Origin of the sequence: Streptomyces sp. JH14 (genome assembly GCF_029428675.1) — a bacterium.
Classification (GTDB): domain Bacteria; phylum Actinomycetota; class Actinomycetes; order Streptomycetales; family Streptomycetaceae; genus Streptomyces.
Map to the genome: position 1 here is coordinate 1,977,298 of NZ_JAJNEL010000001.1, position 25,337 is coordinate 2,002,634.

At 69.7% G+C, this 25,337-nt stretch carries 23 protein-coding genes; 9 read left to right on the top strand and 14 right to left on the bottom strand.

Annotated elements, in window-relative coordinates; all coding sequences use genetic code 11:
* The first annotated feature begins 507 nt into the window (after positions 1-507).
* Genes LRD69_RS08965 through LRD69_RS08975 form a run of 3 tightly spaced genes read left to right on the top strand, consistent with a single transcriptional unit; the run spans position 508 to position 2,789 of the window.
* Positions 508-1,875: a hypothetical protein gene (locus tag LRD69_RS08965; RefSeq protein WP_277326027.1), complete on the top strand. Its 1,368-nt coding sequence runs from the start codon at positions 508-510 to the stop codon at positions 1,873-1,875.
* Positions 1,876-1,934: 59 nt separating this feature from the next.
* Complete coding sequence (locus LRD69_RS08970; protein WP_277326028.1) at positions 1,935-2,525, top strand: DUF4383 domain-containing protein; 591 nt, start codon at positions 1,935-1,937, stop codon at positions 2,523-2,525.
* Between the two features lie 39 nt (positions 2,526-2,564).
* Positions 2,565-2,789: a zinc ribbon domain-containing protein gene (locus tag LRD69_RS08975; protein ID WP_277326029.1), complete on the top strand. Its 225-nt coding sequence runs from the start codon at positions 2,565-2,567 to the stop codon at positions 2,787-2,789.
* 43 nt (positions 2,790-2,832) lie between these two features.
* On the opposite strand, the gene LRD69_RS08980 is transcribed toward LRD69_RS08975, so the two are convergent.
* The 4 genes from LRD69_RS08980 to LRD69_RS08995 all read right to left on the bottom strand — a co-directional run bounded on the left by LRD69_RS08980 (position 2,833) and on the right by LRD69_RS08995 (position 8,092).
* Entirely contained in the window at positions 2,833-3,492 is a 660-nt protein-coding gene (locus LRD69_RS08980; RefSeq protein WP_277326030.1) for a class I SAM-dependent methyltransferase, read from the bottom strand.
* Positions 3,493-3,553: 61 nt separating this feature from the next.
* The gene (locus tag LRD69_RS08985) at positions 3,554-4,390 is read right to left on the bottom strand and encodes an HAD family hydrolase (protein ID WP_277326031.1); all 837 of its coding nucleotides are present in this window, start codon (positions 4,388-4,390) and stop codon (positions 3,554-3,556) included.
* Positions 4,387-6,918 (bottom strand): phosphoribosyltransferase, encoded by a 2,532-nt coding sequence (locus LRD69_RS08990; protein ID WP_277326032.1) that lies wholly within the window; start codon positions 6,916-6,918, stop codon positions 4,387-4,389. The genes LRD69_RS08985 and LRD69_RS08990 overlap by 4 nt, the downstream gene beginning before the upstream one ends.
* Positions 6,919-6,928: 10 nt before the next feature.
* The gene (locus tag LRD69_RS08995) at positions 6,929-8,092 is read right to left on the bottom strand and encodes an HpcH/HpaI aldolase/citrate lyase family protein (protein ID WP_277326033.1); all 1,164 of its coding nucleotides are present in this window, start codon (positions 8,090-8,092) and stop codon (positions 6,929-6,931) included.
* A 220-nt stretch (positions 8,093-8,312) separates the two neighbouring features.
* Here LRD69_RS08995 and LRD69_RS09000 point away from each other — a divergent pair, with 220 nt between their 5' ends.
* Positions 8,313-9,203 carry a TerD family protein gene (locus tag LRD69_RS09000; RefSeq protein WP_277326034.1) on the top strand — a complete coding sequence of 297 codons (891 nt, stop codon included), beginning with the start codon at positions 8,313-8,315 and terminating at the stop codon, positions 9,201-9,203.
* A gap of 85 nt (positions 9,204-9,288) precedes the next feature.
* On the opposite strand, the gene LRD69_RS09005 is transcribed toward LRD69_RS09000, so the two are convergent.
* From LRD69_RS09005 to LRD69_RS09030, 6 genes are all read right to left on the bottom strand, one after another.
* Complete coding sequence (locus LRD69_RS09005) at positions 9,289-10,023, bottom strand: Tellurium resistance (protein WP_277326035.1); 735 nt, start codon at positions 10,021-10,023, stop codon at positions 9,289-9,291.
* 141 nt (positions 10,024-10,164) lie between these two features.
* A complete protein-coding gene (locus LRD69_RS09010) occupies positions 10,165-11,307 on the bottom strand; it encodes a DUF475 domain-containing protein (RefSeq protein ID WP_277326036.1) in 1,143 nt (380 codons plus the stop codon).
* A gap of 71 nt (positions 11,308-11,378) precedes the next feature.
* Positions 11,379-11,954 (bottom strand): TerD family protein, encoded by a 576-nt coding sequence (locus tag LRD69_RS09015; protein WP_277326037.1) that lies wholly within the window; start codon positions 11,952-11,954, stop codon positions 11,379-11,381.
* A 191-nt stretch (positions 11,955-12,145) separates the two neighbouring features.
* Complete coding sequence (locus LRD69_RS09020; RefSeq protein WP_277326038.1) at positions 12,146-12,721, bottom strand: TerD family protein; 576 nt, start codon at positions 12,719-12,721, stop codon at positions 12,146-12,148.
* 193 nt (positions 12,722-12,914) lie between these two features.
* Positions 12,915-13,373, bottom strand: coding sequence for a peroxiredoxin (locus tag LRD69_RS09025; RefSeq protein WP_277326039.1), 459 nt, complete (start codon positions 13,371-13,373; stop codon positions 12,915-12,917).
* A gap of 208 nt (positions 13,374-13,581) precedes the next feature.
* Positions 13,582-14,019 carry a DUF3052 domain-containing protein gene (locus LRD69_RS09030; protein WP_030925917.1) on the bottom strand — a complete coding sequence of 146 codons (438 nt, stop codon included), beginning with the start codon at positions 14,017-14,019 and terminating at the stop codon, positions 13,582-13,584.
* A gap of 484 nt (positions 14,020-14,503) precedes the next feature.
* Here LRD69_RS09030 and aceE point away from each other — a divergent pair, with 484 nt between their 5' ends.
* On the top strand, positions 14,504-17,236 hold the full coding sequence (gene aceE / locus LRD69_RS09035) for a pyruvate dehydrogenase (acetyl-transferring), homodimeric type (protein WP_277326040.1): 2,733 nt from the start codon (positions 14,504-14,506) through the stop codon (positions 17,234-17,236).
* Positions 17,237-17,343: 107 nt separating this feature from the next.
* Here the strand turns inward: aceE and LRD69_RS09040 are convergent, their stop codons facing one another.
* Entirely contained in the window at positions 17,344-17,742 is a 399-nt protein-coding gene (locus tag LRD69_RS09040; protein WP_277326041.1) for a peptidase inhibitor family I36 protein, read from the bottom strand.
* A gap of 187 nt (positions 17,743-17,929) precedes the next feature.
* A complete protein-coding gene (locus LRD69_RS09045; protein WP_277326042.1) occupies positions 17,930-19,540 on the bottom strand; it encodes an MFS transporter in 1,611 nt (536 codons plus the stop codon).
* A 135-nt stretch (positions 19,541-19,675) separates the two neighbouring features.
* Between LRD69_RS09045 and LRD69_RS09050 the strand changes: the two genes are divergently transcribed.
* The 3 genes from LRD69_RS09050 (at position 19,676) to LRD69_RS09060 (ending at position 22,864) form a co-directional block, all read left to right on the top strand.
* A complete protein-coding gene (locus LRD69_RS09050) occupies positions 19,676-20,377 on the top strand; it encodes a TetR family transcriptional regulator (protein ID WP_277326043.1) in 702 nt (233 codons plus the stop codon).
* Between the two features lie 236 nt (positions 20,378-20,613).
* Positions 20,614-21,816 carry an alpha/beta hydrolase gene (locus tag LRD69_RS09055; RefSeq protein WP_277326044.1) on the top strand — a complete coding sequence of 401 codons (1,203 nt, stop codon included), beginning with the start codon at positions 20,614-20,616 and terminating at the stop codon, positions 21,814-21,816.
* Between the two features lie 94 nt (positions 21,817-21,910).
* Positions 21,911-22,864, top strand: a complete 954-nt coding sequence (locus LRD69_RS09060; RefSeq protein WP_277326045.1) for a DUF4429 domain-containing protein — start codon at positions 21,911-21,913, stop codon at positions 22,862-22,864.
* A gap of 16 nt (positions 22,865-22,880) precedes the next feature.
* On the opposite strand, the gene LRD69_RS09065 is transcribed toward LRD69_RS09060, so the two are convergent.
* Complete coding sequence (locus tag LRD69_RS09065) at positions 22,881-23,897, bottom strand: aldo/keto reductase (protein WP_277326046.1); 1,017 nt, start codon at positions 23,895-23,897, stop codon at positions 22,881-22,883.
* Positions 23,897-24,358: a MerR family transcriptional regulator gene (locus LRD69_RS09070; protein WP_277326047.1), complete on the bottom strand. Its 462-nt coding sequence runs from the start codon at positions 24,356-24,358 to the stop codon at positions 23,897-23,899. The genes LRD69_RS09065 and LRD69_RS09070 overlap by 1 nt, the downstream gene beginning before the upstream one ends.
* A gap of 112 nt (positions 24,359-24,470) precedes the next feature.
* On the opposite strand from LRD69_RS09070, the gene LRD69_RS09075 reads away from it, so the two are divergent.
* Positions 24,471-25,295 carry a serine hydrolase domain-containing protein gene (locus tag LRD69_RS09075; RefSeq protein ID WP_277326048.1) on the top strand — a complete coding sequence of 275 codons (825 nt, stop codon included), beginning with the start codon at positions 24,471-24,473 and terminating at the stop codon, positions 25,293-25,295.
* Positions 25,296-25,337: the final 42 nt, after the last annotated feature.

The following is a 25,337-nucleotide window of genomic DNA, read 5'->3' on the forward strand; positions in this document are numbered from 1 at the left end:
CGACGAAGCGGGCACAGGGCACGTCGGGCCGTTCCCCGGAGTGGCCTGCGAACCCGGGGGCAGGCGCTGTGGGTGGTGGGCGCGCGGAGGCGCTGATGGTGGTCCCGGTCGGCGCACTGCTCGGACGCGCGATCGCCGGGCTCCACCTTGCGGGCATGGGAGCGCGCCGGGTCTGCTGTCGCTGCGTGCGACCGTCGAGTTGTCCCGGGCGGCCATCGGCAGGGTCGTCGGCGGGGTCGTCGGCGCCTGAGCGGTGCTCGCCGTGGTCCCCGTCCGCCGTTCCCGTCTGTTCGCTCTGCGCCACCGGGCGGTGGAACCGGCGGGCGTACGGGGGGGGTGACTCCCTGCCCCGGCGCCGTGCGGTCCGTCCCCGTCCCGCCCGGTGCCGCGGACGCACCGCGACAACGGGGAAATCACGGCGCGAAGTGTGAACTAACCGGCCCGTGTGTTCGTCCTTACCTGGTGGGAGAATGAACCGGGCACGGCGATACGGCACGGGAGAGGGATGTGACGGCGACACACGCGCGGCCGCAGGCAGGAGCGGGTGGCAGAACCGCCGTCAGGGATGTCCTCGGATTGATGCTGCTTCCGCTGTCGCTGCTCGCGGCCGCGCTGCCGGCCGCCGTCGCCGGTGGTGGTACACGGCGCTGGTTCGGCGGGCGCGGGGAGGGCCAGCGCGCCGATGCGCAGGCGGCGAAGGACGCGGCCGCGGAGGCCTTCTACGAGCTGGACTCGGCTCAGCGCGATCTGCGGATCTCCATCGAGACGATCACCGCGGTGGACAGTTCGCCCGCCGCGCGGAAGGCCGCGGACGATTTCGCCGCGCTGGGGCGCCGGATCGACGAGGCCAGCCATGCGTACATCACGGCGGTCGACGCCCATGACCTCGACCGGGACGATCTTGAGCCGGCGGTCGCCTCACGTGCCCGCACGGAGCTGACCGGCGCCAAGGACGAGCTCGTGCGGGTCAAGGCCGAGCTGGACCGGTTCGCGCAGGGGCTCGGCCCGCTGCTGGGGAACGCCGAGACGCAGCTGGCCCGGCTCGCGCCCGCCGTCGAGCGGGCCCGGCAGGCGCTCCTCGGCGCGAGCAATGCTCTCGATGAGGTGCGCGCATCCGGACTGCGGGCGGACGATCTCGCCGCGCGTCTGGCGGCGCTCGCCCCCGAACTGACCAAGCTCAACCAGGGCGCCGGACAGCACGGCGTACCGGAGACGCTGCAACGCGCCGACCAGGTGCTGCGCGCCGCCGAAGCCCTGCGGGCCGAGGCGGCGCAGCTTCCTGGGCGTGCCGCCGAGATCGACCACCGGCTGGTGTCGCTGCGTACCCGGGCCGAGGCGCTGACGACCCGCGCGGGCTCGGTGGAGCCGGTGCTGAGCGAGCTGCGGCGGCGCTTCACGGCCGCGTGCTGGCAGGACCTCCAGCGCGTGCCGGAGCAGGCCGCGGTCAATGTGCGGCAGGCCGAGGAGAAGCTCAAGGAGGCGGCGAGGGCGCGGGACGAGCAGCGCTGGGCCGATGCGACGTCGCGGCTGTCCACCGTACGGGCCCTGCTGAACACGACGGACGAGGCCGTGTCCGCGGCCGGTGACCGGCTGCGCCGTCTCGACGACGTGGCCAAGGACCCCCAGCAGGAGATCCAGCGGACCCGGTTCGCCATCCGGGACGCCCAGCGCCTGGCCATGGCGGGGCGCAATACGCCCGAGCCGCGCCATGCCCGGCCGCTGGACGACGCCGTGGCCCGGCTGGAGCGTGCGATCGCCGGGCTGGAGGGGCGCCACCCCGACTACTGGCACTTTCTGACCGAGACCGAAGCCGTGCGGCGGACGGCGGCGCGGGTGGTCTCCGAGATCCGGGAGGAGCGGGGCGCGGGCGGCTGAGCCGAGTTGTCGCCGCCGTGCGCGGGGCGGATCCTGGTGGTATCCCGAAGGAGAACACCATGGCCACCCATGCAGTGCATCCCCCGCGGCGACGTGTACAGAAGCCCGCACAGCGCAGCAGAGCCGCCCGGCTCGACGATCATCTCCCGGTCGATCACCGGCTCAGCAGCGTCTACCGCGTAGGGGCGGGGCTGATGGGGCTGTTGCTGCTGGCCTTCGGCATCCTGGGGCTGATCAACAAGATCGGCTTCTTCAGCACGGGCGACGCCACCGTGGCGGGCCTGAACACCAACGGGTCGCTCAGCATCCTCTCCATCTGCGTCGGCCTGCTCCTGTTCGTCGGGATGGTGATCGGCGGCAACTTCGCCTCGACGCTCAACATGGTTCTGGGCATCGCGTTCATCCTCAGCGGCTTCGTCAATCTCGCGCTGCTCGACACCACCTTCAACTTCCTTGCGTTCCGTATGCAGAACGTCCTGTTCAGCTTTGTCGTCGGGCTGATGCTGATGATGTTCGGGATGTACGGAAGGGTCAGCGGCGGGCTCCCGCACGACAATCCGTACTGGCGCGCCCGCCATCCCGAAGAGGCCGCGAGGGAACTGCGCCGCGACCGGAGTTCGTCGATGCCGGTCGCCCGGCAGGAGCCGTAGTGCGCGGTGGCCGGCACGGCTGCCGGATAGCCTGGGCGCATGCCTCGTTACGAATACCGCTGCCGCTCCTGCGGAGACACGTTCGAACTCAGCCGTCCGATGGCCGAGTCCTCGGCCCCTGCCTCCTGCCCCGCCGGGCACGAGGACACCGTGAAGCTCCTCTCCACCGTGGCCGTGGGCGGGGTGTCGGCCCCGTCCGCGCCCGCCGCACCCTCGGGTGGCGGCGGGGGCGGCGGCTGTTGCGGTGGGGGCTGCTGCGGCTGACCCGGGCCGGGCGGCCGGTGCCCGGCACAAGGCCGCCCGATCGTCACCGCTTGCGGGACAGGGTCAGCCCGTCCGCCACCGTGAGCATCACGCTCTCCATCCGCGGATCGGCGGCCACATGGTCGTTGAACTCCTTGATCGCCGCCGCTCCCCCGGTCGCCAGCGGATCGGTCACACCGCCGTGGAACAGCACGTTGTCGGTGACGATCAGCCCGCCCTGCCGCATCCGGGGCACCAGCTCCTCCCAGTACGGGATGTAGTTGCCCTTGTCCGCGTCCAGATAGGCCAGGTCGATGTGCGGCCCGGACGGCATCGCCCGCAGGGTGTCGAGTGCGGGGGCGATGCGCAGCTCGATCCGGTCGGCGACGCCTGCTTTCTCCCACGCCTCGCGGCCGTAGGCGGTCCACTCCTCCGAGATGTCGCAGGCGATCAGCCGTCCGTCGGCGGGCAGTGCCTGCGCCATGGCCAGCGCCGAGAACCCGGTGAACGTCCCGACCTCGACGATGTGCCGGGCCCCCGTGAGCCGTACCAGGAAGGCGAGCAGCGGGCCCTGCTCCTCGGCGGACTGCATCCCGGCCTGCCCGGGAAGGCGTGTGTACGTGGCCTCGACCAGGTCACGCTGTACCGCGTCGAGCGGCGGGTTGTGCGCCAGCATGTATGCGTACAGCTCGTCCGTGATCTTGGTTTCGTTTCCCTTGCTCATGGCCCACTCTCTCCGGCCTGCCGGGCAGACCCGTCGCGTCGTCGGGTTCCACTCTCTCCCGTCAGCGGACCGGTTGCGGGGCGGCTGCCCGGAGGAAACGCCGGAGGATCTCCTCGCCCGCCACGACACCCCGTTGGGTCAGTACGTCGATGTGCGGGGCGCTCCAGCCGGTGTCGGCGAGTTCGCCGTGGCCGGGGCGCCAGCCTCGGTCGGCGGCGAGCAGCAGATCGGCGTCGAGGAGCGAGTCACCCGCGGCGAGAGTGAGCGTGGCACCGGCGCGGCGGGCGACTTCCTTCATCGCAGCGCTCTTGGTGAGCGGCATGGGAACGGCATAGATCTTGCGGCCCTGGAGGGACACCGTCCAGCCGCGGGGCTCCGCCCACGAGGCCAGCTCCTTCACCCAGTCCGCGGGCAGCAGCGAGCGTTCGACGACGAGATACGCGAAGAGGTCCTCGGCGACCCGCTCCTTGAGCAGCCAGGCGGGGTCCGCGGCGGCCACCAGGTGGGTGCGGACCTCCGCGAGCGAGGCGCACTCGTCGGCGAGCCGGCGGGCCACCTGTGTCTGCCAGTCGGGGTCCGAGACGCCGTCGACCAGGAGGTGCCCTCCATTGGCACAGATAGCGAACTTCGGCGCGGGGCCCGGGAGATGGATGCGCTCGTACTGCTCACGGCTGCGTGTGGTCGTGGGCACGAAGACCGTGGTGCGGGCCAGCTCCTCGAGGAGCGCGGCGGCCGTCTCCGTGAGATAGGAGAGCGGCTTGCGCTCGTACGTCTCGACGCAGAGCAGCCGGGGGGATTCGGCGTCCGGCATGAGGAGCTGGAGCGCCGCCCTCGAGTAGATGAGGGTGCGGTCGAGGTCGCTGGCGACCAGCGTCGTCGTGGGCCTCGAAGCGGTCACTGCGACGCCACCGACTTGCCGTCCGCGCCCGTCGCTCCCCGGGTGTACTTCGGGTGGATCAGTCCGACGCAGGTGTACGGGAGTCCGTCGACCTCCTCGACCGGCACGCCGCGCTGTTCGGCCAGCAGCCGGATGTGTTCGAGGTCGGCGCCCGCACCCCGTTTGGCGAGGATCTTCCATGGGACGCGCCGCAGCAGTACGCGTGTCGTCTCGCCGACGCCCGGCTTGACCAGGTTCACATCGTGGATGCCGTACTCCTCGCTGATGCGCTCGACGGCCGCCCAGCCGTCCCAGGTGGGGGCGCGGTCGGCGGTGAGCAGCTCCTTGACCTCCGCGTCCACCGCGTCGACGACCTCGTCGAAGTACGCGGCGACGGTGTCGAGGAAGTGGCCGGACACATCGGAGTCCGCGAGTTCCCGGTAGAACTTCGCGCCGTGGTAGTCGTCCGGGCCGACCAGGTCGGAACGCAGGACGGTACGCGAAATCAGTCCGGAGACCGTCGAGTTGAGACAGGCGGACGGTATGAGGAAGTCCTCGCGGGTGCCGTAGGTCCGGACGCAGCCGCCCGGATCGGCCAGGACCGCGATCTCGGGGTCGAACCCGTCGAACTCGGCGAGCGCCGCGGACAGTTCGCGGGTGATCGCCCCCTTTCCGGTCCAGCCGTCGACGAAGACGACGTCCGCCGGGTCGTGTTGGGCGGCCAGCCAGCGCAGGGCGTTGGCGTCGATGCCGCGTCCGCGCACGATGGAGACCGCATAGTGCGGCAGATCGAGTCGGTGCCGGTGCTGGGCCCAGCGGCGCATCAGCACGCCGACCGGCGTTCCGGCGCGGGCGAGGGAGACGAGTACGGGGCGGGGGGTGCGCTCGGCGAGGACCGTCTCGGTGACGACGCCGACGGCCCGCGCGATGCGGGCGGCCGACAGGTCCAGGGCCGCCTTGAACAGCTCCTGGTACTGGGCGGACGGCTGGTATTCGACGGGCAGCGATTCGGCGTAGTGCGCGCCACCGCTCTGTATCGCTTCCTCGCGCTCTTCGGTGGGCGCCTCCAGCTCGGTGTCCGAGAGGTCCTGGAGCAGCCAGCCGACCTCGTCCGGCGCGTAGGAGGAGAAGGCGGGGCCGCGAAGGGGCTCGGGCAGCATGGAGGGTTCCTGCCGTTCGGGGGCGGGCGTGGGGGCGTACGACGGGACGTACGAGGGGACGACGGCCAGCAGGACGTGGGAGGTGTGCGCGGCGAGCTCCGCCAGCAGTCCGCCGGGGGCGTGCAGCTCCGGGGTGTCGGCCACGGAGTCGACGACCACCACCACGGCGTCGAAGCCGGCGCCCGCGACGTTGTAGGCGAAGCGGTCACCGGGGCCGTCGGCCGGGTTGTCGTGGGCCGGGAAGACGAGGCGGCTGCGTATCGCGTACCCGGGGTCGTCGACGGCGAGGACGGGGGAACGCGTGGTGGTCGAGTACCGCACCTCGGCGTCGGTGCGCTCCTCCAGGGCCGTGCCCAGCCGGAGCGGTGCGTACATCAGCTCCTCGAAGCCGAGGATCAGTACGCGACGGGTACCGGCTCCCAGAGCCTCGGCCATGCGGGTGGCCATGGCGGGAAGGGCCGATTCCAGGGCCGCGCGGTGTGCGGGGGTGAAGCCGTGCCGCCCGCCGTCGGGCACATCGGCGGGCCACTCCAGCTCGACCCGGGTGCAGGGGCCGTCGGCCGACCGTTCCGGCACCGGCGCACCGGCGGGACCGGCCTCGGCGGCGGCCTGCGTCGGCTCATGGGCTTCGACCAACGCCTGCCCCTTCTCCAGGACGCCGTCCGGGAGGCGGATCGTGCCCGTTCCCCGCGCCACCAGGTCGACGCGTGCGCCGATCTCCTCGGCGAGCTCGGCCAGGCGTCCGCGGTCGGCGGCCGACCGCATGTCCACCAGGGCCACGATGACGTACCGGTCGCGCGGGTACAGCTCGTGCAGCGCGCGGATCGTGTTGAGCACAGTGTTGCCCGTGGAGAACTCGTCGTCCACCAGCACGAGCGGATCCCCTGCCCACCCGCCGTCACCGTCGCCGGCCAGCAGCGTCGGGTCCTCCGGCAGGAGCAGATGCGAGGTCGCGTGCGAGTGCGACTCCTCGAAGCCGCCCGCCCGGGCCACGCCCTCGACCGGGCGCCGCGTCGAGTGGAGGTAGGGGGTCACGCCCAGCCCGTCGGCGACCGCATGGCCGAGACCGGTGGCCGTCTCCGCGTACCCGAGGACCACCGCCCGGCGCGCCGCGTCGTCCCCGAGAAGCTCGCGCACCCGCCGGCCGAGCTCGAACCCCGTGCCGTACACCACGGAGGGGCGCTGCGGCACATGCTTGCCCAGCACATTCGAGACCAGCAGATGGGCCCGCTTGGGGTTGCGGCGCAGTGCGAGGCCCAGCAGCTCCCGGAGCTCGCCGTCGCCTCCGGGCTCCCCGTTGCCGACGAGCTCGACGCCCAGTCGCTCCGACACCCAGCTACCCGACCACACCACGTTCGCCGTCTCTTTCCTCGCTGCGCGCTCGCTCATCGAGACGCGCTCATTCCGCGACGCCCGCGGTCAGCAGCTCCACGAACCCGACGTCTTCCTTCGTCACACCGAAGACCTCGGCCCGCAGCAGCGTGCGCTCGGCCCACGCGCGGTGCGGTTTCACTTCATTCATTTTGTTCGTATATGCGGAGCGCATGACACCGCCGCCGCCCCGCTCCGGCCGCAGGATGTCCTGCGCATCGCTGTACTCCTCGTGACTGACCACGGACAGGGCGTGCACGGGCGCGACGTGCGAGGGGTGGATGCATGTCTTGCCGAGCAGACCGTTGGCCCGGTCGAGCTCGATCTCCCGCAGCAGCCCGTCCAGGTCGTGCTCGATCAGTTCGGTGCGCAGTTCCTCGGCCCGGCCCTCCATGAAGGGGCTGCGGCGCAGCTGCGGCTTGAACATGCGCTCCTGGAGGCGGAAGTACTCCCACACGGGTCCGGTGATGGTGAAGCCCGTGCCGTCCGCCCGGCCGAGCATGTTCACCACGTCCGCAATGACCGCGGCGACGAGCTGGACGTCGTACGCCGTCATGTCGGGCGCCCTGCGCAGCCCGTACGCCGAGCAGAAGTCGGTGACCCCGAGGCGCAGTGCCAGCACCTGGTGCCGGTATGTGTCGACGGTGCGGGCGATTCCCTGCAGCGTTTCGCGGCGGGACTCGAGGTGAAGGAGCTCCGGGGATTCGAGGACGGGCATGGCGAAAAGCCGCAGCCCCTTGGCCGTCTCGGCCTTGGTGAGTGCCTCCATGAACGGCACGCCACGCTCTTCGGTGAACTTGGGAAGTACAAAACCGGACAACAATGAGGCGGAGCTGCCGAGCCGGTTCACCAGGTCCGTGATCTGCTCCGGTTCACGGACCCGGATGAAGAGCAGTGGCAGCTCGACGTCGCACGCCGCGAGGTCGGCGAACTGCCTGACCAGGTTCTCCTCGGCCGCCGCCACCTCGGAGTCGTTGATCGAATCCTCCAGGCACAGCACCATCGAGACCACGCCTCGACCGGCCTGTTTGATGATGTCGTCCGCGAGCCGCGGCCGGGTGGCCGGGGAGTACAGGGTGGCTCCCAGAGCGGCCGAAAGTGTGCGGGCGGGTGAGCCGGCGTCGAATTCGATCGGCTCCCGGTGGAACAGGCCCTTCCGCGCAGCGGGCGAGATGTGCCCGAAATGACGCATGTGATTCCCCCGTACTGCCTGACAGGCCGGACAACGTGTGGCCGGTAATAGTACGTACGGACCGGTGTCGACAGTTCCCCGCGTGCGTGAATTTCGGGTAACTCGTCCATTTCCCGATGGTTCACCGAGGCCCGGAGGCCACGGTTCCGACGCACGTCGGAGACATGGGATGCACCCCCCACGTTGTCTGCGCGGGCAGCCAGCAGGCAGGATGACCGCCATGACGCACGCGATGCTGAAGGGCTCGAACGTCCCCCTCGATGCCACGGCCGTACGGGCCGTGCTGCGCTGGACCCCGGGCGCCGGGATCCCCGATGTGGACGCCTCGGCCCTGCTTCTCGGCACCGGTGGCCGGGTGCGCTCCGACGAGGACTTCGTCTTCTACAACCAGCCCCGGCACCCCTCCGGCCTGGTACGACGGCTACCGAAGCGCAGCATCGCCGAGGGCCTGACCGACACCATCGAGGCCGACCTGGGCGCACTCGACCCCTCGGTCGAACAGGTGGTCATCGCCGCGTCGTCGGACGGGGCCGCCTTCGAACAGGTCCGTGATCTGCGCATCCTGCTGTACGACGCGGCGTCGGCGGGCGGGGATCCGCTCGCGGTGTTCGATGTGCGGCCGGAGACCGGCGAGGAGACCGCGATCATCTGCGGTGAGCTCTACCGGCGCGGCGATGGCTGGAAATTCAGGGCGGTCGGCCAGGGCTACCCGACCGGTCTGGTCGGCCTCGCGACCGCGTTCGGCATCTCGGTGGACGAGGCGGAAGCCGCGGCCGAGCCCGATCCGGCCCCGGCCCCCGCCCCGTCGGCGTCCTCCGCGCCTTCCGTCACCGGGCCGGCTGCCACGGCACCCGCCCCCGCGTTCCCTCCCGCACCGGCGCCCGCCCCCGACATACAGGCCACGGTCCAGCACCAGCAGCCCGCGTACGGCTACCCGCAGGCCGCGACGGCCGCCGGACCCGCCCAGGCTCCGCAGCCCGCATACGGCTACCCGCAGCGGGCCTCCGTGCAGCCCGCGTACGGCTATCCGCAGCCCGCGGCCGCCGCGGCGCCCGCCCCCGACCCGAATTTCGTCCTGCCGCCGCAGGGCCCGCAGTTCGTCCGTTCCTGACCGCACCGGCGCCGCAGGCCCGGTCCGCGGGGCGAGGGCAGGCGCTCAGGCACCGCGCGCCCGGCCCGGAGCCGGAGGCAGGCGCTCAGGCCCGGGACTTGTAGCCGCGCCCCCACTGCATCCCCCAGCCGAACAGCCGGTCCAGCTCCGACTGGAAGCCGTAGACGAACTTCACCTCGCGCCGCACGATCAGCTCGTCCTTGACGTTCTCCACCGTGAACACGGCGCACGAGCGGGCCTGGGGGGCCCTCTCGTCGAGTTCGATCTCGATCCGCGGCCCGTTGCCCGGGTAGAGCGTCACCTTGGCGTGCGTACGGTCGAAAGCCGGCGTCTGGTCGTAGATGTACACGAAGAACAGCAGCCGCTTGATCTGGTCCCGCTGATCGAGGTTGACGTACACGGTCTCCCCCGACGGCGCCCCGAAGCGGTCGTCCCCGCTGAGCCTGACGTACGGCGGCCCGTTCAGGTCGCCGATCAGGTTGCCCAGCGGCTGCACCACCCCCTTGGTGCCGTCCTTCAGCTCGTACATGCAGCCCAGGTCCAGGTCGACGTTGACCACGCCCTGGGTGTGCGCCTGGACCACATCGGGCTGGAAGAGCTTGAAGGGCCGCAGCAGCCGCCCGCTCTGCCGCGACCTGCCCTCGATGTCGGACGTACGCATCCGCCAGGAGAGGTTGACCCGGAGATTGCCGGTCAGCGCGCCCTGCTTGGTCAGGGAGACCGTGGCGTGCCGCTTGGAGAGCACGATGGAGTTGGTCGCCGCGTTGCCCGCCTCGAACTGCGCTTCCCGCCTCGGCCACAGGCCGTCCCAGAACGCCATCCCCAACCCCCACACGTCTCGGTACTGTCCGGGCCCCGCACACATCGCAGCGGGGCGGCCGCCGGGCCGGATCCGGGTGTTCCCGGACAACCGTCGCCGTACGGACCGCCCCGCTGAGAGCGTTCCTCAATCCCTACCGGGTCACACCCCGGACGGGACTTCCGCCTTGGAACCCGAACTGTCGTCGCCGCCGGCCTCCAGCGCCTTGTTGCGCCGGACCGACGACCAGAAGGACCAGCCGATCAGCACGACGCCGACGAGACCGGTGATGATCTCGTTGATCTGGTACTGGATGGTGACGAGCAGGATGACGGCCAGCGCGCCGATGGCGTAGTGAGCGCCGTGCTCCAGGTAGACGTAGTCGTCCAGGGTGCCCTGGCGGACCAGGTAGACCGTGAGCGAACGGACGTACATCGCTCCGATGCCGAGGCCGAGGGCCATCAGCACGATCTCGTTGGTGATGGCGAAGGCGCCGATGACACCGTCGAACGAGAAGGACGCGTCGAGCACCTCGAGGTAGAGGAACATGAAGAACGCGGCCTTGCCGGAGAGCACCATCGCGGAGACGTTCTTGCCGGTCTTCCTGGCCTCCTCCTCGGCCTCGTGCTCGCGCTCCTCGTCTTCCTCGAGCTTGTTCTCGAAGTAGCCGGAGAGACCGCCGACGATGAGGTACGTGATCAGACCCGCGACACCCGCGAGCAGGACGGTCTCCGCCTTGTCCGCGTGCGCGCCGCCGTGCTGGTGCGCCTGGGTCGCGAAGGTCATGGCCGAGATCAGCAGGACGATGAGCGCGATGCAGACCGACAGCATGTCGACCTTGCCGAGCTTGGCGAGCGGACGCTCGATCCAGCGCAGCCACTGGATGTCCCGGTCCTCGAAGATGAAGTCGAGGAAGATCATCAGCAGGAACATGCCACCGAAGGCGGCGATCGCCGGGTGGGCGTCCGTGACCAGTTCCTGGTAGCGGTCGGGCTGGTTGAAGGAGAGATCGACTGCCTCGATGGGCCCGATCTTGGCGGTGATGGCCACGATCACGACGGGGAAGACCAGCCGCATACCGAAGACCGCGATGAGCACGCCGACCGTGAGGAAGATCTTCTGCCAGAAGGCATTCATCTTCTTCAGGATTCCGGCGTTGACCACCGCATTGTCGAAGGACAGCGAGATCTCCAGGACGGAAAGGATCGCGACGACACCGAAGGCTTCCCACCCCCCGTAGAACACCGCTGCGACCAGGCCGAGCGCGGTAATCGCGAACGACCAGCCGAAGGTTTTCAGAAGCACTGGCTACCCCATCGTGTATGTAACGGGTCTCCCCCGGGTGTGTGCGGGGCTCCCCCGCGCCGTGCGCGGCTTTACGAAACGTTGACCCCGAAGTCTAGAGCGATGCCGCGAAGACCCGACGCGTACCCCTGTCCCACTGCACGGAACTTCCACTCGCCGTTGTACCGGTAGAGCTCGCCGAAGATCATCGCGGTCTCCGTCGAGGCGTCCTCGCTCAGGTCGTAGCGGGCGAGTTCCTGGCCGTCCGCCTGGTTCACCACGCGAATGAACGCATTGCTGACCTGACCGAACGTCTGACCGCGGGCATCGGCCTCATGGATCGAGACCGGAAAAACGATCTTGTCGCAGTGGGCGGGCACCTGTACGAGGTTCACGATGACCGACTCGTCGTCGCCCTCGCCCTCACCGGTGAGATTGTCGCCCGTGTGTTCCACGGAGCCGTCGGGGCTCGTGAGGTTGTTGTAGAAGATGAACCATTCGTCCCCGAGCACCCGGCCCGACTGGCACAGCAGTGCGCTGGCGTCGAGGTCGAAGTCGGCCCCCGTGGTGGATCGTGCGTCCCAGCCGAGGCCGACGAGCACCTGGGTGAGGTTGGGTGCGGCCTTGGAGAGGGAGACATTGCCTCCCTTGGCGAGCGTGACGCCCATGGTGTGTGTCCTCCCCGAGTCGATGAACCGTGTGTCGATGAACGGTCCGCCGGTGAACGGCCTGCCGGTGAACCGTCTGCGGTGCGCGTCCGGCGCCGCACTGGGTGCGGCGCCGGACAAGGACGTGCGGGGCGCGGCCCGTGCCGTGATGCCTTCACAGGCACGGCGCGGGCACGCCCTGTGGGCTGTGGTCAGACGTTGACGCCGAAGTCCTGCGCGATGCCGCGCAGACCCGAGGCGTAGCCCTGGCCGATGGCACGGAACTTCCACTCCGCGCCGTTGCGGTACAGCTCGCCGAAGACCATCGCGGTCTCCGTCGAGGCGTCCTCGCTCAGGTCGTACCGCGCCAGCTCGCTGTTGTCGGCCTGGTTGACCACGCGGATGTACGCGTTGCGCACCTGGCCGAAGCTCTGCTGGCGGGACTCGGCCTCGTAGATCGAGACCGGGAAGACGATCTTGTCGACATCGGCCGGAACACCGGCCAGGTTCACCTTGATGACCTCGTCGTCGCCCTCGCCCTCACCGGTGAGGTTGTCACCGGTGTGCTCGACGGAGCCGTCGGGGCTCTTGAGGTTGTTGAAGAAGACGAAATTCCCGTCGCTGCCGACCTTGCCCGCCGCATTCGTCAGCAGGGCACTGGCGTCGAGGTCGAAGTCTCCGCCGGTGGTGGTACGAGCATCCCAGCCCAGACCGACGATGACCGCGGTCAGGTTGGGCGCGGCCTTGGTCAGCGAGACGTTGCCGCCCTTGCTGAGGCTGACTCCCACGAGTCCTCCCATTGGTTTCATTAGAGGCCGACAGGTGCCGGCGCCTGCATCGTGCGTTGGCATCGGATCAACGAGTGGATCCTAGTGACCGGTTCCCGGCCAAAACAGGCTTTTGGCCGGGGCGCCGGGAGATCGCCCGAATCGTCGCCGGGGAACGTTCCCGGCCGTCGCCGGAGTACCCGCCTCGGCCGGATCAGATCGCGTCGAGGGCCTTGATGTAGTCGTTCAGGTCCCGCGCGTCGGGCAGGCCGTTGACGACGGTCCAGCGCACCACGCCCTCCTTGTCGATGATGAAGGTGCCGCGCACCGCGCAGCCCTTCTCCTCGTCGAAGACGCCGTACGCCCGCGAGGTCTCGCCGTGCGGCCAGAAGTCCGAGACCAGCGGGTACTCGAGGCCCTCCTGCTCGGCGAAGACGCGCAGGGTGTGGATGGAGTCGTTGGAGACGGCGAGCAGCTGCGTGTCGTCGTTCTCGAACTTCGGCAGCTCGTCGCGGAGCGCGCAGAGCTCACCCGTGCACACGCCGGTGAAGGCGAACGGGTAGAAGAGCAGTACGACATTCTTCTCGCCGCGGAAGTCGGAGAGCTTCACGGTCCGGCCGTGGTTGTCCTTGAGCTCGAAATCCGGGGCCTTGGTACCGACCTCGATCGCCATGGAAACGCGTCCCTTCGCTGCTTCACCGGGCTGGGCTGTCCGGGTGGACTCCCACCCTACGCAGAGCCCTGGTGCGGGGCCGTCGGCGGCCCGCACGGCACCCGGGGAGCGCACGAAGACGGCTCGAGGGGGCCCGGCACAGGGACACGAAGGCATACGAAGACCCCCGCTGGTGCACGACCGGCGGGGGCCTCGTGATGAGTGCGGTTCAGCGCTTGGCTTTGGCCGACTTCGGGGTGACCAGACGGCTGCCCGTCCAGTCCTTGCCCGCATTGATGCTCTTGGTCTGGGAAAGACCGGCTGTCTGAGCAGCCTCGTTGATGTCGCTCGGTTCGACGTATCCCTCGCGGCCGGTCTTCGGCGTCATCAGCCAGACCGCACCGCCGTCCTCGATCAGACCAATGGCATCCACCAGCGCGTCCGTAAGGTCGCCGTCCTCGTCGCGGAACCACAGCAGAACGACGTCAGCGACGTCGTCGTAGTCCTCATCGACGAGTTCCTGGCCGGTAGTGGCCTCAATGCCCTCACGGAGCTCCTGCTCGACGTCGTCGTCGTAGCCGATCTCCTGGACCACCTGTCCGGGCTCGAACCCCAGCCGTGCAGCCGAGTTGGTCCGTTCCTCCGCGTGGTCCGCGGTCGCGCTCACGGGTTGCCTCCTGATCATGTTTCGGAAAATGCTTCAGCCACGCGCGTGCGCGGGGCGTTGGCCGTAGTCCACACGGGAGCGGCGGATCGCGCAAGTACCCAGCGTGCGAGACCGCCTAAACGGTGACGTTCCCTGCCACGTCGCCGCACGATCGGCATGTCTCGCTGCGGGCATCGGCGCCGGCCGTCCACACCCTTTACGTCCTTGAACAGCTTATGCCGTTTCGGTCCGCCAATCGGAGTCGAACAGCCTTTGGGAACGCTTGGACGGCTTGGGCGTATGGTTGCCGTTTGGTCCCGCCTCGTCTGCCGGACCGTCCTCGTGCACCGGACGTGATGGCTCACGACCCGAGGGTTACCCCTCGGTAGAGGTGACGTTTGCGTCCTCGCGGTACACGATGGTGAGGGCGTACGTGCATACGTCCCGGGGGCATGCCTCCCGTTACCAGGCCCCGTAGAGCACCACCGAACAGCGAAGGAACAGCGTGGCTTCCGGATCCGATCGCAACCCGATCATCATTGGCGGCCTTCCCAGCCAGGTCCCGGACTTCGATCCTGAAGAGACCCAGGAATGGCTCGACTCCCTCGACGCCGCCGTCGACGAGCGCGGCCGTGAGCGGGCCCGCTATCTGATGCTCCGACTCATCGAACGCGCACGTGAGAAGCGTGTCGCCGTGCCGGAGATGCGCAGCACGGACTACGTGAACACGATCGCCACGAAGGACGAGCCGTTCTTCCCCGGCGACGAGGAGATCGAGCGCAGGATCCTCAACGCGACGCGCTGGAACGCGGCCGTGATGGTGTCCCGCGCGCAGCGTCCGGGGATCGGCGTCGGCGGCCACATCGCCACGTTCGCCTCCTCCGCCTCGCTGTACGACGTGGGCTTCAACCACTTCTTCCGCGGCAAGGACGACGGCCGCGGCGGCGACCAGATCTTCTTCCAGGGGCACGCCTCCCCCGGCATCTACGCCCGCGCGTTCCTCCTTGACCGGCTGAGCGAGGCGCAGCTCGACGCCTTCCGCCAGGAGAAGTCGAAGGCCCCGAACGGCCTGTCCAGCTATCCGCACCCGCGGCTGATGCCGGACTTCTGGGAGTTCCCGACCGTCTCGATGGGCCTCGGCCCGCTGGGCGCGATCTACCAGGCGCGGATGAACCGGTACATGGAGGCCCGCGGCATCGCCGACACCTCCCAGTCGCACGTCTGGGCGTACCTCGGCGACGGCGAGATGGACGAGCCCGAGTCGCTCGGCCAGCTCTCCATCGCCGCCCGTGAGGGCCTGGACAACCTGACTTTCGTGGTCAACTGCAACCTGCAGCGCCTCGACGGCCCGGTGCGCGGCAACGGCAAGATCATCCAGGAGCTGGAGTCGCAGTTCCGCGGCGCCGGCTGGAATGTCATCAAACTGGTCTGGGACCGCACCTGGGACCCGCTGCTCGCGCAGGACCGCACGGGCATCCTGGTCAACAAGCTGAACACCACGCCGGACGGCCAGTTCCAGACGTACGCCACCGAGACGGGCGCGTACATCCGTGAGCACTTCTTCGGCGACGACCCGCGGCTGCGCGAGATGGTCAAGGACATGTCCGACCATCAGATCCTGCACCTGGGCCGCGGCGGTCACGACCACAGGAAGGTCTACGCGGCGTATTCGGCGGCCAAGGCCCACAAGGGCCAGCCGACGGTGATCCTCGCCCAGACGGTCAAGGGCTGGACGCTCGGCCCGAACTTCGAGGGCCGCAACGCGACCCACCAGATGAAGAAGCTCACGGTCGAGGACCTCAAGCGGTTCCGCGACCGGCTGCACATCCCGATCACGGACAAGCAGCTCGACGAGGGCTACCCGCCGTACTACCACCCGGGCCGCAACTCGGAAGAGATCCAGTACATGCATGACCGCCGCAAGGGTCTGGGGGGCTATGTCCCGACCCGTGTGGTGCGCGCGAAGCCGCTGGTCCTCCCCGAGGACAAGACGTACGCGACCGCGAAGAAGGGTTCGGGCCAGCAGTCGATCGCCACGACCATGGCGTTCGTCCGCATCCTGAAGGACCTCATGCGGGACAAGGAGATCGGCAAGCGTTTCGTGCTGATCGCGCCCGACGAGTACCGCACCTTCGGCATGGACGCGTTCTTCCCGAGTGCGAAGATCTACAACCCGCTGGGCCAGCAGTACGAGGCGGTGGACCGCGATCTGCTGCTTGCGTACAAGGAGTCGCCGACCGGTCAGATGCTGCACGACGGCATCTCCGAGGCCGGCTGCACGGCGTCGCTGATCGCCGCCGGTTCCGCGTACGCCACGCACGGCGAGCCGCTGATCCCGGTGTACGTCTTCTACTCGATGTTCGGTTTCCAGCGCACCGGTGACCAGTTCTGGCAGATGGCCGACCAGCTGGCACGCGGCTTCGTGCTGGGTGCGACCGCCGGCCGGACGACGCTGACCGGTGAGGGGCTCCAGCACGCGGACGGCCACTCTCAGCTGCTCGCCTCGACGAACCCTGCCTGTGTCGCGTACGACCCGGCCTTCGGGTACGAGATCGCGCACATCGTCAAGGACGGTCTGCGCCGGATGTACGGCGAGAACAGCGAGGACGTCTTCTACTACCTCACCGTCTACAACGAGCCGATCCAGCACCCGGCCGAGCCGGAGAACGTGGACGTCGAGGGCATCCTCAAGGGCGTCCACTGCTTCCGGAGCGGCGAGAAGGGCGCGATCCCGGCGCAGATCATGGCGTCCGGTGTGGCGGTCCCGTGGGCGGTCGAGGCGCAGCAGATCCTCGCCGACGAGTGGAACGTCAGGGCGGACGTCTGGTCGGCGACCTCCTGGAACGAGCTGCGCCGCGATGCGGTGGAGACGGAGCGGTACAACCTCCTGCACCCGGAGGAGGAGCAGCGCGTCCCGTACGTCACGCAGAAGCTCTCCGGTTCCGAGGGCCCGTTCGTGGCGGTCTCGGACTGGATGCGTTCCGTACCGGACCAGATCGCACGCTGGGTGCCCGGCCCGTACCAGTCGCTGGGTGCGGACGGCTTCGGCTTCGCCGACACGCGCGGAGCGGCCCGCCGGTTCTTCCACATCGACGCGCAGTCGATCGTCCTCGCGGTGCTCACCGAGCTCGCCAAGGCGGGCAGGATCGACCGTTCGGTGCTGAAGACGGCGATCGACCGGTACGAGCTGCTGGATGTGGCCGCGGCCGATCCCGGCGCGGCCGGCGGCGACGCGTAACCACGACCGACCCGTACGAACGACCGACGGGTGAGCCGAAGGGCGGCGGACCTCCTGGTCCGCCGCCCTTCGCCGGTCTCCGGCCGGTCCTGCGGCCGCCCCTCCGGTCAGTTCTCCCAGATCTTGAACGCCCTGACCTGGTACGGGGACTGCGGCACCCAGGTTCCACCGCCCGGATACGTCTCGAACTCTCCGGTCTCGGCGCACTCCGCCGACTGGTAGGTGGTGACGGGGCGGCCGGTGCGGTTGGCGAGCGCCTGCACCTTCCTGCCCGGCGGCAGCGGGACGCAGCTGTCGATGTCGGTGCCGGACAGTTCGTGGATCTGCCGGGCGCCGGTGAAATCCGGCTTCTCCCAGAGGCAGAGCTGACCGCTCTCGCAGGTGCCGAGACGGACGGGCACGGCGTGCGCGCCCGGTGCCGGCGCGGTCCGTACGGCGGCGCCGGACGCGGCCGGCGGGATCAGGGCGGTGGCGGCCAGTGCTGCGGCAAGGACGATCGTACGCATGTCAATCAACCCCCGTGGTGATGTGGATCAGTTGCACCGACCTTGACCTGCGACGCAGCACCACCGGAAGAGGTCCCGGGCGAGACCACCCGGATAGGCGACAGCCCCGCCGGAGAGGTCCGGCGGGGCTGTCGTATGCACGATGTTGACGCTCGGGCGCCGTCGGCGCGCGAGGCCGGTGACGGGGTCAGATGTGGCCCGCGCCCGCGCCTGCCTCGGCGTTCGCACCACGCTTGGTGAGCGTGGCGACCAGTGCCGCGATCACCGCGACGATGCCGGCGACCATGAACGCGGTGCTCATGCCGGACACGAACGTGTCATGCGCGACGCCCGTGATCTTCTCCACGACCGGCGCAGGCACGTCGGATCCCACCGGCGGGATGCCGACCTCGACGGCCGACGACGCCTGGTCCAGCTGCTGGGGCGAGAGCGGCGGAAGCTTGGCGGCCGCCCAGTTGTCGGCCAGGTGGGAGTCGACCTGCGAAGCCATCACCGCGCCCAGCACCGCCGTACCGAGGCTGCCACCGACCTGCATGGCGGCCTGCTGCAGACCGCCCGCGACGCCGGAGAGCTCCATCGGGGCGTTGCCCACGATGACCTCGGTGGCGCCGACCATCACCGGCGCGAGGCCGAGGCCGAGCAGGCCGAACCAGATGGACATGGCCAGGGTGCCGGTGCCGGTGTTCAGCTGGGACATGCCGAACATGGCGACCGCCGTGCACACCATGCCGCCGACGAGCGGGACGCGGGGGCCGAGCTTGGTGATCAGCACACCCGCGAGCGGCGATCCGACGATCATCATGCCGGTCAGGGGCAGCAGGTGCAGACCGGCGTCGACGGCCTTCATGCCGTGCACGTTCTGCAGGTAGAAGGTGACGAAGAACAGTCCGCCCAGGAAGGCGAACGCCATCAGCACCATCAGGATCACACCCGCGGACAGCGGCACCGAGCGGAACATCGCCAGCGGGATCAGTGGCTCCCTGACGTTCTTCTGCGAGAACGCGAACACCACGAACAGGCCGACGGCGGCCGCCAGGAAGCCGACCGTCTTGAAGTCGCCCCAGCCCCACTCAGCGCCCTTGATGAGCGCCCAGATCAGGCAGAACATCGCCTGCGACAGCAGCACGATGCCGCCGATGTCGAAGGAGCGCGGCGCGTTGTCCGCCCGGTGGTCCTTGAGGATCACCACGCCGAGCAGGAGCGCGACCACACCGACCGGCACGTTGATGAAGAAGACGGACTGCCAGCTGACGTGCTCGACGAGCACACCGCCGAGGATCGGGCCGCCCGCGGTCGAGGCGCCGATGACCATGCCCCAGATGCCGATCGCCATGTTCAGCTTCTCGGCCGGGAAGGTGGCGCGCAGCAGACCGAGCGCGGCGGGCATCAACAGGGCGCCGAAGAGGCCCTGCAGCACCCGGAAGGTGATGACCAGGGCCACGCTGTCGCAGAGGCCGATGGCCCCCGATGCCGCGGCGAAGCCGACGACACCGATCAGGAAGGTCTGGCGGTGACCGAACCGGTCGCCGAGCTTGCCCGCCGTGATCAGGGAGACCGCGAGTGCGAGCATGTAGCCGTTGGTGATCCACTGGACTTCGGCGAGCGAGGCGCCCAGATCCTGCTGGATGGCGGGGTTGGCGATCGCGACGATCGTGCCGTCGAGCGCGACCATCATCACGCCGATGGCCACGGAGAAGAGCGTCAGCCAGGGGTGGCCGCGCAGCCCCTTGGCCGGGGCGGGAGCGAGGGTGTCCTGCGGCTCCCGCGACGCCTTTTCTACGGTGGTCTGACTAGTCATGCGGGGGAGATTAGTGTCAGCCGCTGACAGTTGACAAACCATTTCACGAGTCGGTAACCCACATGTAGCGCACAGGTACGCTGAGCCGGACGAAATAGCAGAAAAGACGAAATAGCAGAAAAGAGGACCGGTTCAGTGACCGAGGGGCAGCGAGCCGTGGTGCACCCCACCGGACTGCGCGAGCGCAAGAAGCGGCACACCCGGGACGCCCTGTTGCACGCCGCCCTGGAACTCTTCACCACCCAGGGGTACGAAGAGACCACCGTCGACGAGATCGTCGACGCCGTGGGTGTTTCGCAGCGCACCTTCTTCCGCTACTTCGCCAGCAAGGAGGAGGTCACCTTCGCCGTCCAGGAGATGGTGGAGTCGCGCTTCCTGGCGGAACTGCGCCGACGACCCGCCGCGGAGAACCCGTTCACCGCCATGCGCAGCGCAGTGCTGTGCGCCTGGAACAGCATCGGAGAGGCGATCGAGGAGCTCGTCACGGTCGAACTCCACATGCGCACGTACCGGATGATCGAGTCGACGCCCTCGCTGCTCGCCGCCCACCTGCGACGCAGCATCGACCTGGAGAACCAGATCGCCGAGGTGGTGGCCGCACGCGAGGGCCTCGACGTCGCGACGGATCCGCGGCCGCGGGTCGCCGTCGCCGCGTTCTCCGCGGTCATGCGGGTGACCGGGCAGCTGTGGGGACAGGGGCAGGACACCGGTATCGAGTCGCTGCGCGCACTGACCGAGGTCTATCTGGACCATCTCGGACCGGCACTTGCGGGGAACTGGCGCACGCCGGTCGAACGGACCGCCGAGAAGCCGGCGACCCGTGACGAACAAACCTGAGAATTAACCCAATTCCGTACACCCGTGTGCCGAATGCCTCACAAGCGAGCATGACGGACTTCACAACACCCGTGCCACGACCGCCACATGGAGCACCCGCGAGGCGTGGGAGTGCGGCGGAGCGTGCGGATCGCGCGCACGGAGCGTAAGCAAACTCCCCCTCAATTCCCGATTGTCGGGTGACGTGTGTCACCTGCTTCACAGCAGTCGTCGTGCGTCTCCTAGGGTGGGCGGCAGTGACTTCCTTCGACTCCTCCCCCACGCTGACCGCATGGCGCGCACTCCTCGCCGTCGCGGTCGTGTTCGTGATGCTGGCGACCACGGGCTGGACCGCCGTGCGTCACCAACGCTCCGACGAGCCACGCGACATCGCGCTCACCTCCTGGGCGCGGGGCCGGATAGCGGGTCACGCCCTGCCGGACGTCGATGCGCCGCCGCACCGGCTGGCCACGTTCTTCACCTCGCTCACCGCAGCGCAGCGCACCGCGCTCGCCGACACCTACCCCTTGGTCGTCGGCAATCTGAACGGCGCCCCGGTCACCCTGCGCTACCACGCCAACCGGCTGGCCCTGAAGCAGGCACGGACGGCCGAACGGGACCGCATGCACGACGCCCGGCTCTCCCCCGAGGGCCGCGACGACGCGTTCCAGCGGATGCAGCGCTTCGAGTCGATGCTCGCCCACGGCCGGCACTTCCTGGCCTTCGACCCGTCAGGGAGAGGCCACGCCGCCGAGGTCTTCGGCGATCTCGACCGGGCCCAGCGGGTCTCGTTGGTCGTGCCCGGCGTCGACACGAACCTGATGACGCTGGAGCGGTCGGGGGCGAAGACCAACGCCGCCCCCGTCGGCATGGCGAAATCGCTGTACGCGGCGGAGCGCGCCGCGAGTCCCGCCACCCGGACCGCGGTCATCGCCTGGGCCGACTACACCGCGCCCGCCGGTATCGGGATGGACGCCGTCCTCGGAAACCTCGCCGAGCGCGGTGCGGTCCGGCTGCGCGCGCTCGTCGGCGCGCTGCCCGGTACCTCGAAGGTCTCGCTGTTCTGCCACAGCTACGGCTCCGTGCTGTGCGGTGTCGCCGCGCACGAACTGCCCTCCCGGGTCACCGACATCGCGGTCGCGGGCAGCCCCGGCATGCGGGTGCAGAACGCCGCGCAGCTGCACACCACAGCCGATGTCTGGGCGATGCGGGACCGCGACGACTGGATCGAGGACGTGCCGAACATGGAGGTCGGCGGGCTCGGCCACGGGGCCGATCCGGTGGACCGGGGGTTCGGCGCGCGCGTCGCCTCGGCGGGCGACGCGAGTGGGCACAGCGGCTATTTCGAGCCGGGCACCGAGAGCCTCAGCAACTTCGCGGCCATCGGCGTCGGCGCATACGGTGCGGTGACCTGTGCGAGCGCCGACAGCGCCTGTCGCGAGGGAATTTCCGGCGCCTGAGACGTCTGACGCGCGTAGAGAGCCGCAACGGACCATGAACTGCGGCGTACGCCGAGGGGGGACGTGCGGGCAAGTGCCGCATACGATGAGGCACATGGGTGATGTGCTGGCCGGAATTCATGCCACCTGGGAGTTCGACACCGACTCCGTGCTCATCCGCTTCGAACGGGGGATCCGCACGCCGAAGCTCTTCCACAGTCTGCGTGAACGCCGCATTCCGCACGCGGCGCTGTCGTCGGTGACGCTGACCCCGGGCAAGCGCGGCACGGTGGTGCTGCACGCGGTGCCGAGACCCGGTGCCGATCCGCTGCTGGACGCGGCGGCCGGGCAGCTGAAGGACGGCTGCGATCCGTACCGGCTGGTCCTGCCGGCCGAACGCGAGACGCTCGCCGAGTACTACGCGGACGAGCTGCGCGCCCTGCTCGGGCCGGATGCGGCGGAGCCCGCCGAACGCTTCCTGGTCGCGGCACCCGAGGCACCGATGCAGTTCAAGGCGTACGACGGCAGGGCCAGCTTCGACGGGGACCGGATCTCGTTCCGGTGGTTCTGGACGGGCGCCTCGACGGCGAAGTGGAAAGCGGGCGACCAGACGTTTCCGGTCAGTGAGCTGAGCGGGATCGAGTGGCGCTCGCCGGAGGCCTTCGACGGCTATCTGCGGCTGGTGCCGCGGGGCGCGGAGGGCGTGGGCACGGGAGCGGGCGGGGTCACGGCGCCGGGTGCGGCACTCCGCACCGACGCCATGCCGCCCGGTCCGCAGGCGGTGGCCCCCCGGCCCACCCAGGCCGATCAGGACCCGGCCGCGGTGATCTTCGGTCTCGGCTACGGCCCGGTGCACGAGTCGCTGCCGTTCGCCGCCGCCGTACTGGAGTCCGTACGCCGGAAACACTCCGCGGCCGGCGCGCCGGCCACCGCACTGGCGCTTGCGGGGCGGCGCGATCCGGCGGACATCGCGGAGCGGATCCGGCACCTCGGGGAACTGCACCAGGCCGGTCTGGTGACGGACGACGAGTTCAGCGCGAAGAAGGCCGAGCTCCTCGCGGAACTGTAGGCGGCGTGCGCAGGCCCTATTCGCGCGCTGCGGACGTCGAGCTCATGTCCGGGTAGCGGTCGCCCGCCACCTGGCCCGCGATCGGCTCCAGCACGGCCAACTCCTCCGGCGTGAGGGTGAGCCGGGTCGCCCCGACGTTCTCCAGCAGCCGGCTGCGCTTGCGGGTGCCGGGGATCGGGACCACGGTCAGGCCGTGCACCTCGGCGCGCTGCTGCACCCAGGCGAGCGCCACCTGCGCGGCCGTCGCCCCGTGCGCCGCCGCGATCTTGTGGACGGGTTCCAGCAGGGCGGCGTTCGTCTTTGCGTTGTCGCCGGTGAAGCGGGGCTGGTACTGGCGGAAGTCGCCCTTCGACAGGTCCTTGGCGGCGTCGGCGAACGCCCCGGTCAGGAAGCCGCGGCCGAGCGGCGAGTAGGGCACGAAGGTCACCCCGAGTTCGACCGCCGCAGGTACGGCGCTGCGCTCGACGTCCCGGCTGAAGAGGGACCACTCGGACTGCAGGGCGGCGATCGGGTGCACGGCGTACGCCTCGCGCAGCTCCGCCCCGGTCACCTCGCTCAGCCCGAGCTGCTTGACCTTGCCCTGCTGCACCAGTTCGGCCATCGCGCCGACGGACTCGGCCAGCGGGACGGCGGGGTCGCGGCGGTGCATGTAGTACAGGTCGATGACGTCGGTGCCGAGCCGGCGCAGGCTGTCCTCGACGGCCTGCCGGATGTACGCGGGGTCGTTGCGCACGGCCCGGTACCGCGGGTCGTCCGCCTTCCGCTCTATGGCGAACTTCGTGGCGAGGGTGATCTCGTCCCGGTGCGCCGCGACGAACGGGGCGAGGAACGTCTCGTTGGCACCGCTCCCGTAGATGTCCGCGGTGTCGAAGAGCGTGACGCCCGCCTCCAGCGCGGCCTCCAGGGTGTCCCGGGCGGCGGCTTCGTCGGTGTCTCCGTAGAACTCGCTCATGCCCATGCAGCCGAGTCCCTGCACGCCCACCCGCGGGCCGCCGTCGCCGAGCTCCACGGTGGCGATCTTGTTGTCAGTCATCAGCCGCAAGGCCTTTCCGGCGCCCGGCGGGCGCTCGCATAGAAGTCGATCTTGTAGTCGAGAACGGCGAGGGTGTCCTGGAGCTCCGCGATCCGCGTCATCACATCGCGGCGGGTCGCCTCCAGCAGCTCCTGCCGCTCCTCGAAGGTGTGCTCGCCCTCACGCAGCAGTTCCGCGTACCTGACCATGTCGGCGACCGGCATCCCGGTCAGCCGCAGCTTGCCGACGAAGGCCAGCCAGTCCAGATCCCGGTTGGTGAAGCGGCGCTGTCCGGTGTGCGACCGGTCGACGTGCGGCATCAGCCCGATCCGCTCGTACCAGCGCAGGGTGTGCGCGGTGAGCCCGGTGAAGGCGACGACCTCGCTGATGGTGTAGCGGTCCTGGCCCTCGGGGCGCGGATGCGCCCGCGGGGCCGATGCACAGGCGTCCGTCGCTGCGGAAGTGCTCTCCATCACCGTCATGACCTCCACGCTAGAACCTTGGAGTGCACTCGAAGCAAGCGCAATCGGTGGCAGGCTTTCCGGCCACCGGCCGGATGCCGGGGCTTCGGCGGCAGGTCTTAGTCTCGTAGTCATGCAGAGCCTGGCGATGATCGAGAACTGGCCCGTCCCCACCGCGGCGGCCGCCGTACTGCGAGCGGACGGCACCGTCGTCGGCACCCACGGGCCGACCGCGCACCGCTTCCCGCTCGCCTCCGTGACCAAGCCGATCGCCGCCTATGCCGCGCTCGTGGCGTACGAGGAAGGTGCGGTCGAGCTCGACGAACCGGCCGGACCGGAGGGTTCCACCGTCCGGCACCTGCTCGCGCACACCAGCGGGCTGGCCTTCGACGAGCACCGGGTGACGGCCGCTCCCGGCACCCGGCGCCTGTACTCCAACGCGGGCTTCGAGGTGCTCGGCGACCACATCGCCAAGGCCACCGACATCCCGTTCCCCGATTATGTGCGCCAGGCGGTCCTGGAGCCGCTCGGCATGGTGGCGACCACGCTGGACGGCTCGCCCGCCCGGGACGGCGTCTCGACCGTCGACGACCTGGTGCGGTTCGCGGCGGAGGTGCAGGCACCGCGGCTGCTCGACCCGCGGACGGTGCTGGCCGCGCAGACCGTCGTGCACCCCGGCCTGAAGGGCGTCCTGCCGGGCTACGGTCACCAGAACCCCAACGACTGGGGGCTCGGTTTCGAGATCCGCGACCACAAGTCGCCGCACTGGACGGGCGCTTCCTCGTCCCCGGCGACCTTCGGGCACTTCGGCCAGTCCGGCACGTTCCTGTGGATCGACCCCGCCGCGGGTGCGGGCTGCATCGCCCTGACCGACCGGGCCTTCGGCCCGTGGGCGGTCGAGGTCTGGCCGCCGTTCACGGACGCGGTGCTCGCGGAGCTGGGCCGTTCAGCGGGGTAGTGCCCGCCGGGCGCCGGCGGTGGTGCGGTCCGGGGCGACGCG

What these genes read in the sequence shown, in the direction of transcription:
- LRD69_RS08970 (WP_277326028.1), top strand. Translation starts at nt 1,935, where the DNA reads ATGGCCACCCATGCAGTGCATCCCCCGCGGCGACGTGTACAGAAGCCC.
- LRD69_RS08975 (WP_277326029.1), top strand. Translation starts at nt 2,565, where the DNA reads ATGCCTCGTTACGAATACCGCTGCCGCTCCTGCGGAGACACGTTCGAA.
- LRD69_RS08980 (WP_277326030.1), bottom strand. Translation starts at nt 3,492, where the DNA reads ATGAGCAAGGGAAACGAAACCAAGATCACGGACGAGCTGTACGCATAC.
- LRD69_RS08990 (WP_277326032.1), bottom strand. Translation starts at nt 6,918, where the DNA reads ATGAGCGAGCGCGCAGCGAGGAAAGAGACGGCGAACGTGGTGTGGTCG.
- LRD69_RS08995 (WP_277326033.1), bottom strand. Translation starts at nt 8,092, where the DNA reads ATGCGTCATTTCGGGCACATCTCGCCCGCTGCGCGGAAGGGCCTGTTC.
- LRD69_RS09000 (WP_277326034.1), top strand. Translation starts at nt 8,313, where the DNA reads ATGACGCACGCGATGCTGAAGGGCTCGAACGTCCCCCTCGATGCCACG.
- LRD69_RS09005 (WP_277326035.1), bottom strand. Translation starts at nt 10,023, where the DNA reads ATGGCGTTCTGGGACGGCCTGTGGCCGAGGCGGGAAGCGCAGTTCGAG.
- LRD69_RS09015 (WP_277326037.1), bottom strand. Translation starts at nt 11,954, where the DNA reads ATGGGCGTCACGCTCGCCAAGGGAGGCAATGTCTCCCTCTCCAAGGCC.
- LRD69_RS09025 (WP_277326039.1), bottom strand. Translation starts at nt 13,373, where the DNA reads ATGGCGATCGAGGTCGGTACCAAGGCCCCGGATTTCGAGCTCAAGGAC.
- LRD69_RS09040 (WP_277326041.1), bottom strand. Translation starts at nt 17,742, where the DNA reads ATGCGTACGATCGTCCTTGCCGCAGCACTGGCCGCCACCGCCCTGATC.
- LRD69_RS09045 (WP_277326042.1), bottom strand. Translation starts at nt 19,540, where the DNA reads ATGACTAGTCAGACCACCGTAGAAAAGGCGTCGCGGGAGCCGCAGGAC.
- LRD69_RS09060 (WP_277326045.1), top strand. Translation starts at nt 21,911, where the DNA reads ATGGGTGATGTGCTGGCCGGAATTCATGCCACCTGGGAGTTCGACACC.
- LRD69_RS09065 (WP_277326046.1), bottom strand. Translation starts at nt 23,897, where the DNA reads ATGACTGACAACAAGATCGCCACCGTGGAGCTCGGCGACGGCGGCCCG.
- LRD69_RS09070 (WP_277326047.1), bottom strand. Translation starts at nt 24,358, where the DNA reads ATGACGGTGATGGAGAGCACTTCCGCAGCGACGGACGCCTGTGCATCG.
- LRD69_RS09075 (WP_277326048.1), top strand. Translation starts at nt 24,471, where the DNA reads ATGCAGAGCCTGGCGATGATCGAGAACTGGCCCGTCCCCACCGCGGCG.